At 55.0% G+C, this 15,217-nt stretch carries 9 protein-coding genes; 6 read left to right on the top strand and 3 right to left on the bottom strand.

The features are described 5' to 3' along the window. Positions 1-72: 72 nt before the first annotated feature. Positions 73-2,403, bottom strand: a complete 2,331-nt coding sequence (locus tag DFER_RS07075) for a S9 family peptidase (RefSeq protein WP_015810936.1) — start codon at positions 2,401-2,403, stop codon at positions 73-75. A gap of 380 nt (positions 2,404-2,783) precedes the next feature. Here DFER_RS07075 and DFER_RS07070 point away from each other — a divergent pair, with 380 nt between their 5' ends. The 4 genes from DFER_RS07070 to DFER_RS07055 all read left to right on the top strand — a co-directional run bounded on the left by DFER_RS07070 (position 2,784) and on the right by DFER_RS07055 (position 9,122). Further along, positions 2,784-5,156, top strand: coding sequence for a glycoside hydrolase family 95 protein (locus DFER_RS07070; protein ID WP_015810935.1), 2,373 nt, complete (start codon positions 2,784-2,786; stop codon positions 5,154-5,156). Positions 5,157-5,250: 94 nt separating this feature from the next. Next, entirely contained in the window at positions 5,251-5,877 is a 627-nt protein-coding gene (locus tag DFER_RS07065; protein WP_015810934.1) for a (2Fe-2S)-binding protein, read from the top strand. Beyond that, complete coding sequence (locus DFER_RS07060; RefSeq protein ID WP_041734784.1) at positions 5,874-6,881, top strand: FAD binding domain-containing protein; 1,008 nt, start codon at positions 5,874-5,876, stop codon at positions 6,879-6,881. Before DFER_RS07065 ends, DFER_RS07060 begins: the two co-directional genes overlap by 4 nt. Before the next feature lie 6 nt (positions 6,882-6,887). Further along, positions 6,888-9,122, top strand: a complete 2,235-nt coding sequence (locus tag DFER_RS07055; RefSeq protein ID WP_015810932.1) for a xanthine dehydrogenase family protein molybdopterin-binding subunit — start codon at positions 6,888-6,890, stop codon at positions 9,120-9,122. 30 nt (positions 9,123-9,152) lie between these two features. Here DFER_RS07055 and DFER_RS07050 read toward each other — a convergent pair whose 3' ends face one another. Next, a complete protein-coding gene (locus tag DFER_RS07050) occupies positions 9,153-9,593 on the bottom strand; it encodes a hypothetical protein (protein ID WP_015810931.1) in 441 nt (146 codons plus the stop codon). 75 nt (positions 9,594-9,668) lie between these two features. Continuing rightward, complete coding sequence (locus DFER_RS07045; protein WP_015810930.1) at positions 9,669-11,456, bottom strand: hypothetical protein; 1,788 nt, start codon at positions 11,454-11,456, stop codon at positions 9,669-9,671. A gap of 244 nt (positions 11,457-11,700) precedes the next feature. Between DFER_RS07045 and DFER_RS07040 the strand changes: the two genes are divergently transcribed. Beyond that, complete coding sequence (locus DFER_RS07040) at positions 11,701-12,555, top strand: sugar phosphate isomerase/epimerase family protein (protein ID WP_015810929.1); 855 nt, start codon at positions 11,701-11,703, stop codon at positions 12,553-12,555. Between the two features lie 279 nt (positions 12,556-12,834). After that, positions 12,835-15,210, top strand: a complete 2,376-nt coding sequence (locus tag DFER_RS07035) for a TonB-dependent receptor (protein ID WP_015810928.1) — start codon at positions 12,835-12,837, stop codon at positions 15,208-15,210. Positions 15,211-15,217 lie beyond the last annotated feature (7 nt).

The raw sequence follows: 15,217 nt of genomic DNA, 5'->3' as shown, positions 1-15,217 counted from the left end.
ATAAGGGTAACTGCAAGGCGGGAGGCCGCCTTCTCATAAAATTGCAATCGTCATGTCAATATGCAGGCACGCTTACCGCCCAAGCCCGACTGGCTCTGCGGCGGTCTGCCTGTTTCTGTTCGGAGGATTTACACCTAAAAGTTTTTGTACAAAAAAGTCCCGCTTTTTGCGGCGCCCGTAAGGCCCGCCGTCGCTGTGGCCCATGCCGGGCACTACGAGCAGGTCAAACTCCTTGTTGGCCTTAATCAATGCGTCGGCCACGCGGTAAGTGCTTTCGGGCGGCACGTTGGTGTCCACCTCGCCTACAATAAGCAGCAAATCGCCCTGCAATTTGGCCGCATTCGTCACATTCGACTGCTCGTCGTAATGCTTGCCCACCGGATAGCCCATCCATTGCTCATTCCACCATTGCTTATCGACGCGGTTGTCGTGGCAGCCGCATGCCGAAACCGCCGCATCGTAAAAGCCCGGGTGGAAGAGCAATGCACCGAGGGAATTCTGGCCCCCCGCGGATGTTCCGTACACGCCCACGCGGGTCGAGTCCACCTGCGGATATTTGTCTGCCAATGCTTTCATCCACGCAATGCGATCGGGGAAACCTGCGTCGGCCAGGTTCTGCCAGCATACGTCGTGGAATGCCTTGGAGCGGTTGTAAGTGCCCATTCCGTCCATTTGCACCACAATGAAGCCCAGCTCGGCCATGCTTTGCATCTCACCATAATGGCGGAATGCCTTCGGAACAAACGAGTCCTGCGGGCCTGCATAAATGTTTTCGATGATCGGGTATTTCTTTTTCGGATCGAAGTGGCTTGGGCGGTACACGATGCCCCAGATGTCGGTTTTGCCGTCGCGGCCTTTAGCCTTGAAAATCTCCGGCAGTTTGAAGCCCAAAGTGAGGTACGGGGAAATATCTGCGGTTTCGAGTTTCGTCACCAGCGAGCCGTCGGCCGTTTTGCGCAGTTCCGAAACCGGCGCGGTAGTCATGGTCGAGTAGGTGTCGACGTAGTAAGTTCTGTCGGGAGAAAATGTGAGCTGGTGCGTGGCTTTGGCGTGGTCGGTCAATTTTACGAGGCCTGTTCCATCGAACTTAACGCGGTAATAATGAATGTGATACGGGTCTTCGTTCGCATTCATTCCGCTCGCTTTGAACCACACTTCGCGTTTCTGCGTGTCGATGCTGTCGATGTCGCGCACCACCCAATCGCCTTTGGTTACCTGGTTTTTGATCTTGCCCGTTTGCTCGTCCACCAGGTAAATGTGTCGCCAGCCATCTTTCTCGGAAACCCAGATAATTTCGTGACTTTCAGGCTGGTAATGCGTGTAAATCATGTTCTGGTAAATGAATGTATTGCTCTGCTCGTCGATGATGTGCTTCGTAGCACCGCTCGTGGCGTCCACTTCGATGACGCGGAAGCGCTGGTGGCCGCGGTCTACTTTTTCGTAGGTAAAATGCGTGGCGTCGCCTTTGCGCCAGCGTATCACGGGTGCATTGAAAAAGTCGATCACTTCCGATTGTACTTGCACCGATTTACCGCTTTGGACATCGATCACGTGCATTTCGTAGCTCGTAAATTCATCGCCCGGTTGCGCATAGCCACGGGTTTTTACCTCGCCGCGGGTGGTGTTGGGCAATGAAGAGAAGATAATGCTCACCTGCCGTTCGTCACGGCGATCAATCCGATAGCACACCAGGTATTTGCCATCGGGTGACCAGCTCAGCTCGCCGTAAGGTTTCAGCGGGTTGCCGTCGTAGGTCAGCTGTTTACCGATTTTATCTTCCTTTTTACCCAAATAAATATTGCCATTGCGCACAAATGCCTTCGTTTGCTTGTCGGGCGACACGCTGTCGGCCCGGAACCGGCCCCAGCGGCTCAGCTGCTTCGTCCAGCCGATTTCTTTCGGTTTGGGAAAGTCCGGCTTGTCGATTTTCCGCGCCGTGCCCGATTCGGTGTCGTACGCGAACCATTTGCCTTTGCTTTGCAGGATAATACTGTGTTTTTCGGGTTCGAAATGAATGTCGCTGATCCACAACTTCGTCGCCGAGAAAGTAGAGTCGTACGCTTTGGAAAGTGCCGCGGCGAGTTTCGCCTGGTCAAAAGCGGGAGTTTTTTTGCCTTCGGCCGGTTTTACAACCATATATTCAGTCAAACTATCCTTTAATACATTCCTGTACCAAAACGACTGCCCGTCCGCGAGCCAATTCGGCTGTACCTGCGCTTTCAGCACGCTTCCTTTGGTGAGCGAATCCATGAGCGCCATCCGCTTGTATGACGCCGCGAGCTCCGCCGGACTGGGTTGATACGCCGGCAGCGATTTCTGGGCCACCAGCGGTGTAGCAATGCATAACGCGCTGATCGTGTGCAGGTAAAGTTTTTTGTAAAAGCCTGGGTTAGGGATTTTCATAGCTCCGTTCACGAATAAAAAGGCAATAAGATACTGGCCGCCTGTTGCGTAGGCAGTTGGGTTAGTAAGCAGGCCCGGCGGCCCGTTTTGAAAATTATCTATTTGTAAAATTAGCAGGTCGGAAAACCAAAAACTTGATGTGAATTAGCGGCTTTTTTACCGATATTAACTTATTTCTCTCCGAAATTCCGCAAAACTGTGAATTTGGGTGATTTTATTTGGCCTTTCCTTCAAAACGGCGAATAATGGCTTGTTGGGCGGCAATCCTTTCGCGCCTCCGGATGATTGCGGCTGAGCCCGATCCGGGCAGGTTTTTGTTTGAAATAGGTTTTTTATTCAACAACGGCTTCTAATTTTACCATTATTTGCCAAAACCTCATATGCATAATACGTTACTTTCCAGCCTCTCCCTGCTGCTCTTCGCGGCTACCGCATTGGCCCCGCTGCAAGCGCAGCCTACTTCCAAGACCGCACCCTTATCGCTCTGGTACGACCAGCCCGCAAAAGAATGGATGACGCAGGCATTGCCGATCGGTAATGGCCATGTCGGGGCCATGTTTTTCGGCGGGACGGACGAAGAACGCATTCAGTTCTCGGAAGGCAGCCTCTGGGCAGGCGGTAAGGGCGCGAATGCGGATTATAATTTTGGTATAAAAAAAGAAGCTCATAAACATTTGCCCGAAGTGCGCGAACTGCTCGCAGCCGGGAAATTGAAGGAGGCGCACGCACTGGCGAACAAAGAACTCACCGGCGCGATACATGAAAAGAAGGAAAATACGCCTTCCTCCGATTTCGGCGCGCAGCAAACGGTGGGCGATCTTTTCATTAAAATGCCCTCCAAAGGCGCCGCGCAGAACTACCGCCGCGAACTGAATATTTCCGACGCGCTGGGCAAAGTGCAGTACGAAGCAGGCGGTACGCGGTTTGAAAGAAGCTATTTCGGCAATTATCCAGCCAAAGTAATGGTGTACCGCTTCACATCGTCGACGCCCGAAACCTACTCAATCCGCTTCGAAACGCCGCATGCGAAGGATTATGAGCGCTTTGAGGGCAAGCAGTACACATTCGGCGGGCATTTGAAGGATAACCACCAGGAGTTCGAAACCGTGTACCGTATTGATACCGACGGTAAAACGGCTTTCAGCGATGGCGTGCTCACGGTGACAGGCGCCAGGTCCATTGTCCTGATCCACACCGTGGCGACGGATTATGTGATGAAATTCCCTGATTATAAAGGCAACGACTACAAAAAGGCCAATGCCGCAACCATGGCCGGAGTGGCCGGAAAAAACTACGCGTCGCTGGTCGCCGCGCAGCAGAAAGATTACCACAGCCTGTTCGATCGCGTGGCGCTCACATTAGGTAATGCCGACGCGCCCGCTATCCCGACGGACCAGCGGCAAAAGGCCTATTCGGCCGGACAGGCCGATGGCCGCCTGGAAGAACTGTATTTTCAATATGGTCGCTACCTGATGATCTCGTCCACGCGCCCCGGCACGATGCCCATGAGCTTGCAAGGCAAATGGAACGACAGTACCAATCCCCCCTGGGCGAACGATTATCATACCAATATCAATATTCAGATGCTCTACTGGCCTGCGGAGGTGACGAATTTGTCCGAATGCCATGTGCCGCTGATGGATTTCACGCAGTCCATTGTAGCGCCGGGACGGCTTGCTGCGAAGGAGTTTTTCAATGCAAAAGGCTGGATCGTGAACACGATGCTGAACGCCTACGGGTATACCTCGCCGGGCTGGGATTTTCCGTGGGGCTTTTTCCCGGGCGGTGCGGCGTGGCTCAGCCAGCATTTGTGGGAGCATTATGCATTTACCAACGACAAGGCATTCCTGAAAAACACAGCCTATCCGATCATGAAGGAGGCGTCGGAGTTCTGGATGGATTATCTTACTGACGACGGCAGGGGCCGGCTGGTGTCGTCTCCGTCGTACTCGCCCGAGCATGGCGGCATTTCAACCGGCGCCACCATGGACCATGAAATGGCCTGGGACGTGCTCAACAACACCGCCGAGGCTGCCGCAATACTGGGTGTCGACCAGGATTTTGCGCAAAAAGCCCGCAGCACGCGCGACAAGATCCTGCCGTTGCAGATCGGCCGCTGGAAGCAGTTACAGGAATGGCGCGAAGACGTGGACGATTCCACGAATCACCACCGCCACGTTTCGCATTTGTTTGCATTGCACCCGGGCAAGCAGATTTCCAATGCGCAAACCCCGGCCGAGGCCGAAGCGGCTCGGGTGAGCCTGAATGCCCGCGGCGACGACGGCACGGGCTGGTCGCTGGCGTGGAAAGTGAATTTCTGGGCGCGCTTGCAGGATGGTAACCGCGCGCATAAGTTGTTCAAAAGCGTGCTGAGGCCTGTGGCAAGCCAGGGAACCAACATGGCCGACGGCGGCGGATCGTATGCCAATCTCCTTTGCGCGCATCCGCCATTCCAGCTAGACGGTAACATGGGCTCCACGGCGGGCGTGGCCGAAATGCTTCTGCAATCGCAAACCGGCGTGATCGAACTCCTGCCCGCATTGCCCGACGCCTGGCCGACCGGCTCCGTGAAAGGATTGAAAGCGCGGGGCAATGTAACGGTCGACGAAGTTTGGGAGAATGGAAAACTGAAAACGGTGACCCTCACGTCGGCCACCGCGCAGAAACGTGTGCTGAAATACGGTAGCAAAACGATCGACGCGGCATTAGCGGCCGGGAAGGCAAAAACCTGGACGGCAAACGATTTCAGATAGCAGCGCTTACTTACCGCGCCTTCTCATAACATGGCCATCCGACCGGTAAATCAGGCGTGGAAATAACTTTTGCCTGTAAATTCACCGAAACCGGATGGTCATGGCCATTGATAACGAAGCCTCACCCGATGCCGAGAACGAAAACCGGCGCTTTTTTCTCAAACAATCGATCGCCATTGCCGGCCTTTCGATCGCCCCGTCAGGCCTCTTGCACTCGGCCCCGGACGACGGGCCGGTAGGGAATGCGGTGAAGGTGACGATTTCGCTGATGATCAATAGCAAAAGGAGGCGCCTGTCGGTCGATCCGCGCATGACGCTGCTGGACTTGCTTCGCGAAAACCTGGGCCTTACCGGTACCAAAAAGGGCTGCGATCTGGGTCAATGCGGGGCTTGTACCGTGCACGTGGACGGCCGCCGGACGCTGTCGTGCCTGAGCTTCGCGGTGATGCAGCACGGCCGGAAAATCACGACCGTCGAAGGCCTCTCAAACGGTGACCAGCTGCATCCGTTACAGGAGGCATTTGTGAAACACGATGGTTTTCAATGCGGCTACTGCACGCCGGGCCAGCTCATGTCGGGCGTGGCCTGCATCCGCGAAGGACACGCCGGGTCGGCAGAATCGGTCCGGGAATATATGAGCGGAAACCTCTGTCGATGCGGGGCTTACCCGAATATCGTGGACGCGATCCTGGAAGTTAAAAAAGCAGGGACAAAGGTATGAGGCCATTTCAATACCTTCGACCCAAAACGGTTGCCGAGGCCGTTACTATGGCTGGTGACAATCCGGAAGCGCAGTACATTGCCGGCGGTACCAACCTGATCGACCTCATGAAGCGGGGCGTTACCTCGCCCGCCAAACTGATTGATATTAATCATCTCCCATTAAGAAAAATAGAACACCGCAACGACCGTGTCCGCATTGGCGCATTAGCCCTCAATAGCGACGTGGCGGAGCATAGGCTGATCCAAACGCGCCAGCCGCTTCTCGCCCAGGCATTGCTGGCGGGCGCATCGGGCCAGTTGCGTAACATGGCCACCGTGGGCGGGAACCTGCTCCAACGGACGCGATGCAGCTATTTTTACGACCTCGCATTACCCTGCAACAAGCGCAAGCCCGGCTCGGGCTGTGGCGCGGAAGAGGGCATTAACCGCACGCACGCCATATTTTTCGCGGGAAATGGTTTCGGGGGGATCGAAAAATCCTCCTGCCTGGCCGTTCACCCGAGCGATATGTGCGTGGCCCTCACCGCTTTGGAAACAACCGTGGTCGTGAACGGCCCGGATGGCGAGCGGCGGGTGATGATGAAAGATTTCCACCGGCTAACCACCCAGCAACCCGAGCTCGATACCAACCTGCGCCCGGGTGAGCTGATCACGGCCATCGAGGTGGAGGACAATGCATTTGCCCGGCACAGCCATTACCTGAAAGTGCGCGACCGCGCGTCTTACGCCTTTGCACTGGTGTCGGTGGCTGCTGCGTTGCAAATTGACGGCGGCAAGATCTGGGACGCGCGCATGGCACTCGGCGGTGTGGCGCACAAGCCGTGGCGCTACTGGGCCGTGGACCTGATGCTGAGAGGGCAGGCGCCCTCGGAGAAGCTTTTCAGGGAAGTTGCGGAGCATGAAATGAAGAGCGCCAAAGCCACGGAGCAAAATGCATTCAAAATCAGACTTACTTCCAATGCGATCGTTGCGGCGTTGAAACTCGCAGCGGGGATTTCCTAACCGGCTATGACCAGACAACCCATGGATGACCCTTCGGATAGTTCGCTGAGCCGCGTCGACGGCGCGGCAAAAGTGACCGGCACCGCAACCTATTCCGCCGAATATGCCATTCCAGGCCTGGCCCACGCCGTGCTCGTCACGAGTACCATTGCGAAAGGCAGCATTAAGGATATAGAATCGCGCGAGGCCGCGGCCGCCCCGGGCGTGCTCGCGGTGATCAGCCACGTCGATGCGGTCGAGGTACCCGGCTGGCCAGCCCGCAAGCAACCCGCCGAACGCGCCCCGACCGGCACGGCGTTGCGCGTTTTTTATGATCCGCTCATCTATTTCGACGGCCAGCCCGTAGCGATGGTCGTGGCGGGAACGCGCGAGCAGGCGGTACATGCGGCGTCGCTGGTGCGCGTGACGTATCAGCAGGAAAAACATCAAACGCATTTTGAGAAAAATACCCAAAAGGCCGTCGTTCCTCAAAATGTTCAGCGTTCCAAAAGTTCGCCTTTTCAAGACTATGACCGGGGTGATTCGGCTGGATTAAATCAGGCACACACCAAAATTGAAGCCGAATACACCATCCCCACCCAGCACCACCAGCCGCTCGAACCGCATGCGATTATCGCCGTTTGGGAGGCGGAGGACAAGCTTACGGTTTATGACAAAAACCAGGGCGTCAAATCGGTGCAGGGACAGCTCGCCCAGGCCTTTAAAATTCCAAGAGAAAATGTGCAGGTGGTGGCGAAATACATCGGCGGGGCATTTGGCTCTGGCATAAGGGTGTGGCCGCACACCATGGCGGCGGTGATGGCGGCACGGCACCTGAAACGCCCCGTGAAGCTGGTTCTGGGCCGGGAGCAGATGTTTACATCCGTTGGTTACCGGCCTTATACCGTCCAGAAAATCAGCATGGGGGCGGCGGCGGACGGCAGGCTGCTCGGCATTGTGCATGAGGGCACGGGGCAAACGTCCATGTACGAAGAGCATCTCGAACGGACCGTCCTTGCGAGCCGCGCCCTGTACGCCTGTCCACACGTGGCGACGCGCTACCGGCTGCTTCCGCTCGACGTGAGTACGCCTACGTGGATGCGCGGGCCGGGCGATGCCACAGGTATGTTCGCCCTGGAATCGGCTATGGATGAGCTGGCATTTGCATTGAAAATGGACCCGCTGGAATTGCGGTTGAAGAATTATGCTGAAACCGATCCGGAGCGGAATCTGCCGTGGTCGGCCAAGTCGCTGAAAGCGTGTTACGAGCTGGGTGCCGGGAAATTTCGCTGGCACGACCGCCGGATGGAACCGGCATCGGTACGACGGAACGGCAAGCTGGTCGGGGTTGGAATGGCTTCGAGCCTTTACGGCTATCACCGGCATCCGTCCAGGGCGCGGGCCGTGCTGCATGCCGACGGCTCAGTGACCGTTTCCAGCGCGACAATGGACATCGGGCCGGGTACCGGCACCGCCATGACGCGCATTGCGGCAAAAGTACTGGGGCTCGAAGCTAAAAAAGTTCGGTTTGAGCTAGGCCATTCCAACCTGCCCGACGCGCCCGGCCAGAACGGCTCGTCCACGATCCCGAGCGTGGGCTCGGCGGTGTATGTGACCTGCGAGGCCTTGAAGGCCAAGCTGCTTGCACTGGCCTCGGAAATGCCGGAGGGTAGATCAATGGGGCCGATGGTGGTCAGGGAAGGCCGGGTGTTTGGCTCTACGGGCGGTCAGACCGGAATTGCATTCTCGGAGATATTGAAGTACCACCGGCTGGACAGCCTGGAAGCAATGGAGGAATCGAAGTCGGGTGCGGAGCGGGACCAGTACTCGATGTATTCTTTCGGGTGCCATTTCGTAGAGGTGGAGGTGGACCCGCTCACCTGCGAGGTGCGCGTGACCCGCGTGGTTACGTGCGCGGACGTGGGCGCGATCATCAACCCGAAAACCGCACGCAGCCAATCCATTGGCGGCGTAGTGGGTGGGATCGGCATGGCATTGATGGAGCATTCGCAAATGGATCATCGCTTCGGGCGGTACGTTACGACCGACTTCGCCAGCTACCATATCCCCGTGCATGCCGATGTCCCGCCTATCGAGGTGTACTACATCGACAAGCCCGATCCGCACGCCAATCCCATCGGTTCCAAAGGCTTGGGCGAAATCGCCATCGTAGGCGTGGCAAGCGCCATTGCCAATGCGGTTTTCAATGCTACGGGAAAGCGGATCAGGACATTGCCCATCACACCTGATCAACTGGTATGAGCACCCGGCTGCTTGCTGAATCCGGGCGCATCAGCCCTTCACCCATTTCGCGATCAGGTTTGCCACAAAAAGCATTTGAACACTCCCTAATGCAACGAGCGCCATCGCAAACCGGGCATTCGCATCCTGCCAAGCCTTGTATTCGGCAAACGACATCGTGATATTCGCCTGCTCCGGCGCGTGCCCGGCCGAACTGACGATGTAAATCGCAAGCCCGATGGTGCCCAGCACATGCGCGGCGGTGAGTTGGCGAAGGCCGTTACGACGGCTGGTGAGCCGGTATAGCAGCGAGGTAACCAGCATGATCGTGATCAGAATACCGGCCAGTAGATGTATTTCAAAGACGAAGTAGGTGTCGTAAAGCTGCACATCCGCCACGAGCCCGCGCCTGATCCAGGCAATGAGTGCGACGATGGAACAGGTAAGCAGGAGTGGCAGCCAGGGCTTGCCGGTAATAAGGTTATTGCGCATGGAAATCGGTTTCTATGCCGCAAATTAAGACAGAAAGTGTTTCCGAAGCTCAATATTCGTGAAGGAGTGATGCCGCTAGCCGGTAACCTTTTTCCCGGTAGTGAGCAAATAGCGGTTCGGCCCGCTGATCACGCCGAGGGTGAGGTTGTACTTTTTGTTTTTGGACAAATATTGCCTGAGCATGCCCATCGACTCGCAGTAACTGCTATAATAGCGCGCGGTCCGAAGGAAGCAAAGGAATGAGTTTTTGCGCATCCGCATGGGCAATACGTGGGTTTCGTCGCTGGTGTGGATGATGAGGTAAATGCCATCGTCGGGTGAGCAGCGCAGCTCGGGAGCTTGTGCTCCTACAACAATAAAGTCCGTCGTGCGGACGATCACATCCGACGAGCCGCGTACATCGGCATGTTGCAAATCATCGAAAGGAAGGTTGGGAAACTGATACACGCGATTTTTCAGTGCATTTTCAAATATCGCATCCACCGTTCTTTTCACGGAAAGGTAGATGGGCGCCGACGGGAACTCGCGGTTTCTGGTCCAGCCGTAAGCATCTGCCTGGATTGTTTTGCGGAAAAACATCATTTCTCCCCACGTTTGAAAATAGCTTCCTGCGCAGTAAATGACCGCCACAGCCTGCACCACGAGCAGCCACCGACCAAGTACGCGCCGGAAGATCGGCAGACGTAGCAAAAGCAGGTAATTGAAAATCGCCCAGAACGTAAATATATGCTTGTATCTGCTGATCAAAATGTTATGCGCCCCAAACGCCGCACGCCCGAACGCGAGGGCGAAAAAGGTGATGAGCAGGAACAGTATGCAGCCCGCAAGCCACCATTCGCCCGGAGTGATCGTAGTTGGTGCACGCATTAGTTTTTTCCAAAACACGAATGCGCTGCCGCCCACGAACAAGAGACTGACCAGCCCCGCAACGGCAGCGCCCGCCAGCCGCGACGAAGCACTCTGGTCGATCATCACGTCGGTGATCATACCGGGCATGGCGACCATCATGAGCAGCATATCGCGCCACGACGATAGGTTTTGCGCCGTCGTCGGCCGGTAATCTGGGATTGTCAGCTCACTAAAATAATAGGTGGTGACGAGGCCGATCAGCAATATCCAGACCATTGCAGACAGCCCGTCGCGGCGGGCGAAGAGCATAAGCGCTACAACAGGCCCGACGAATATGCCCGATACATCCGAATAAATGGCAAGAATTCCAAAGCCGATGCCGCAAGCCAGGCCCACTTTGGTGTTCCGGCTCGCCATCCAGATGCTCGCAAAGCCCCAGATAAACACCGCAATCTGCTGCAAAGGGATAATGGACCAGTACAATGCTTCGTAATTGTAATTGGAAAAAAGCAGGTAGGGGACTGGCAGGAGCAATGCCAGGGAAAGATCCCGCTGCGCTTTGAACCACAGGAAAATCATCCTCAAAAAGACCAGATAGGAGCAGAGCCCGGCAAATGCCAGGATGCGGAAATCGACGGAACCGGTGGCCCAGTAGAGCAAACAAGCCGCCAGCCTCACCACCACGATCCGCCGCTCATCGTCTTGTTTCGAGAGAACGAGCCACAGTTCACTGAACGAGCCGGGCCCCTGGGCCACTATCGCGGTTGATTCCAGGATGGCATCGATATCATCCTGAAACGGGATATTAACTGCATTGACTCCCCACACGATGAAAAACAGCAGCGCAGGTGCCGCAAAGGCGACAACAAAAAGGACGTGCCGGAGTTCGAGTGAGCCGGAAACGGCATATTTTGCAGTCGCCGGGCGGTGCGTTTTAGCGCGGTGCAGGCGGACCGCCCACAGGGCAGTACTGCCCACGCCGACAGACAAAAGTGTGAAAACTGCTAAATTCATTGGTGGAGCGTTTTAATGCTGGCCACCAAACTATTGGCTTTGCTTGCCCCTCTTGCTGCTAAATGATCCTTGGGCTGATTGAAATTATCAGACGGCATTTGTTATGCTTGCCAAGTTGCAACACGTGCGATGCCGGTGTAGGGTAAACCATCCGCTTCATCGTCTTCTGCATGAATAGTAAGTCCATTTTCAATTCCAGTTTCCGGGACACAAACGAACCTCAAAACCTGATCACCATTTGAATATGAAAATCAAACATTTGACGCTCCTCGCCGCGATGGCTTGCGGTTATACCGCTTTGGCACAGAAAGGTAAACCACTTTTTCCCGATCAGCCCGGTATGGTTTCCTACACGTACCGCGCAAGTCTTTCCAAAGATGTAGCGGCTACGCTCGACACGATCAAAGCCCTGAAAGTGACCGACATGGAGTTTTCCAGCCTGTTTGGAAAGAAGGCCCCCGAAATCCGCAAGATGCTGGATGAGCGTGGGATGAAATGCTCGTCGTTCGGGGTGAGCTATGACGATGCGCTGAATAAGACGCAGGAAGTGGGAAATAATGCCAAAGCGCTGGGAGCGAGCTATGTGCGCGTGGCCTGGGTGCCGCACAAAGGCCCTTTTACCCTCGAAATGGCCCAGAAAACCGTTGCCGATTTCAATAAGATCGGTAAGCAGCTGAAAGACGAGTTCGGTCTGACGTTCTGCTACCATAACCACGGCTACGAGTTTGAAAAACATGGCGACGGCACGCTCATGGACTATATTATCCAAAATACCGATCCAAAATATGTCAGCTTCGAGCTCGATATGCTCTGGACGTATTTCCCCGGCCAGGACCCGGCGGCGTTGATCAGCAAATACCCCGATCGCTTCAAGCTGATGCACATGAAGGACCTCAAGAAAGGCATTACCGGCAATATGTCCGGCGGCACGCCCGTGGAGAACGACGTCGCCCTGGGCACCGGCCAGATCGACATTCCTTCGGTTCTGAAGGCAGCCAAAAAATCAGGCATTAAACATTATTACATCGAGGATGAAAGCCCGAGCTACGCGACCCAGGTGCCGCAATCGATCGCTTATCTTAAGAGTTTGAAATACTGAATGTAAGAGCTCTTTTTTGCAACGCGCGCTTGCTTTCCTCCGGAGGCAGCGCGCGTTTTCTTTTTCATCCAATGGTACAGCAAAAACCGTTAGTTTAGCCGAATGTGCAGATTGTCCATCTAAACCGGCAAATTGTATAAGCGTAACTGTCGCCGGGCGGCTACTTTTGTGGCGCTATTTAGAACGAGTCTACTTATCAATAAAAACCGGATGGCTGGTACCCACCCGGTTTGCTGCGCCAAAGCGCATTACTTATAAACGCTGAAACATTTAAAGCAAATGCAAATTAGTAAAATTCTGCATACAGGGCTCCTTTGTGCCTTATCGTTCGTCGCCTTTGCCCAGCAGGCGGATGTTACCCTCACAGGGCACGTCAGGTCGGAGGACGGCGAAACGCTCCCCGGAGCCTCCGTGAGCCTGAAAGGCACTTCCAACGGAACGTTTACCAATGCGGACGGCCAATACACCCTCGAACACGTCCGTCCCGGCTCTTATAAGTTGCTGGTTTCGTTTATGGGTTACGAAACGCAAACCAAGGACATTACGCTCAAAGCCGGCGAGCATTTCAAATACAATCCCAAACTGGTTTCTGAAACCCGCGAGCTGGAATCGGTTTCGGTGATCGGGCGGACGGAGACGAAGGAAATCAACCGCCAGGCTTATAATGTAACGGCGATCGACGCCAAAAAGCTGCAAAACTCGACGCTCGACCTTTCCCATGCACTCGACCGCGTGTCGGGGGTGCGTGTGCGGGAAAGCGGCGGCGTGGGATCGAACATGAACTTCTCGCTGAACGGCTTCACAGGCCGCCAGGTGAAATTCTTCCTGGACGGCGTGCCGATGGATAATTTCGGTTCGTCGTTTCAGCTCAATAACATTCCCATCAACCTCGCCGAGCGCGTTGAAGTGTACAAGGGCGTGGTGCCGATCTGGCTTGGCTCCGATGCGCTGGGCGGTGCCGTGAATATCGTGACGAACACGCGCCAGAACAGTTACCTCGATGCCTCTTATTCGTACGGCTCGTTCAACACGCACCGCACGACGATTAATGCAGGTTTTACAGCAAAAAACGGCTTTACCGCCCAACTGAACGCATTTCAGAACTATTCGGACAATAACTACTGGATCACCGTGGACGTGGCCGATGTGAACACCGGCGAGTATTTCCGCAACCAGCGCCTGCGCCGTTTTCACGACACCTACCACAACGAAACGGTGATCGCCAACGTGGGTGTGGTGGGCAAGAAGTTCGCCGACCGGCTGCTGGTGGGTGTTACGCTGGGTAAGAACAAGGCCGAGATCCAGACGGGAGCCCGGATGGTGAGCGTGTTTGGGCAGTGGCATCGCAAGGGTAACATTGTGATGCCGAGTTTGAAATACTCCAAAAAAGATCTGTTTGTCAAAGGATTGAGCGTGAATGTATCAGCCAATTACAACCTGGGGCAGGAGCAGAATGTGGATACCGTTTACCGCCGCTACAACTGGTTTCAGCAGTTTAAACAATATGAAGGGAAAGGCAGCGAGCGCGAGCGGTCACTGTACAAATTCCGGAACAACAATGGCCTGGCTACGGCCAATGTGACCTACCAGATCGATCCCCGGCATTCGATTACGATCAACAATGTGCTCAATACATTTAACCGCAAGGGTGAGGACGAGCTTTTTCCCGAATCGGCGAGGTACGAGCAGCCGCGCGTCAACCGTAAGAATGTACTCGGCGTGGGCTATAAGTTTGATTATTCCGAACGCTGGAACACGTCTTTGTTCGTCAAGCATTTCTCCCAAAACAACAAGTTCTCCGTTTCTTACAACCCGACCGGAAACTGGGGCGACGAGGCATTCATGGTTCAGAAAAACAGTTTCGAAAAGCTGGGCTACGGCGTCGCATCCACCTATTTTCTTTTCAAAAATTTCCAGTTAAAAGGCTCATTTGAAAAAAGTTACCGCCTGCCCGAAACCGACGAGCTCTTCGGCGATCTGCTCAACCTCGAAGGCAATATCGAACTCGATCCTGAAACAAGCTATAATTACAACCTGGGTTTCAGCTACAATGGCGCCATTAACCGCGCGCACCGGTTCAGCGTGGATGCGAATGTGCTCTACCGCGACGCCCAGGGCTTCATCCGCCCGCGCCTGAATGCCAACCAAACCAAGCAGGTAATGGACAACCTGGCCGACGTGACCAACTTCGGCATCGATGGAGAAGTGCGCTACTCGTTCCGCCAGCTGCTCACCGCCGGCGTGAACCTTACTTACCAGAACCTGCGCAACAACACTCGTTTCGAGGAAGGCTACACGACCGAAAGCCCGCTCTACCGCGACCGTATCCCCAACATGCCGTTCCTCTTCGGCAATGCGGATGCAGCGGTTTTCTTCAAGGATTTGGGTAAAAAAGGGAACACGCTCACGCTCGGTTACAACCTGCTTTACGTGCACGCTTATTACCTCTACTGGCCAAGCCTCGGCAGCGACAAGCTCGATATTCCCGAGCAGCTCAGCCACGATGTGAATGTGGTGTACGCCATGGCCGATGGTAAATACAATGTCTCGCTGGAATGCAAAAACCTCCTCGACGCGAAGCTATTTGACAATTTCAGTTTGCAGAAGCCTAGTCGCGGTTTCTACGTCAAATTACGCTATTTTATCAGTAAATAACAGTTCA

Source organism: Dyadobacter fermentans DSM 18053, from assembly GCF_000023125.1.
GTDB classification, from domain to species: domain Bacteria; phylum Bacteroidota; class Bacteroidia; order Cytophagales; family Spirosomataceae; genus Dyadobacter; species Dyadobacter fermentans.
Note: the sequence above shows the minus strand (reverse complement) of the source record. Positions and strands in the feature narration are given on the sequence as shown.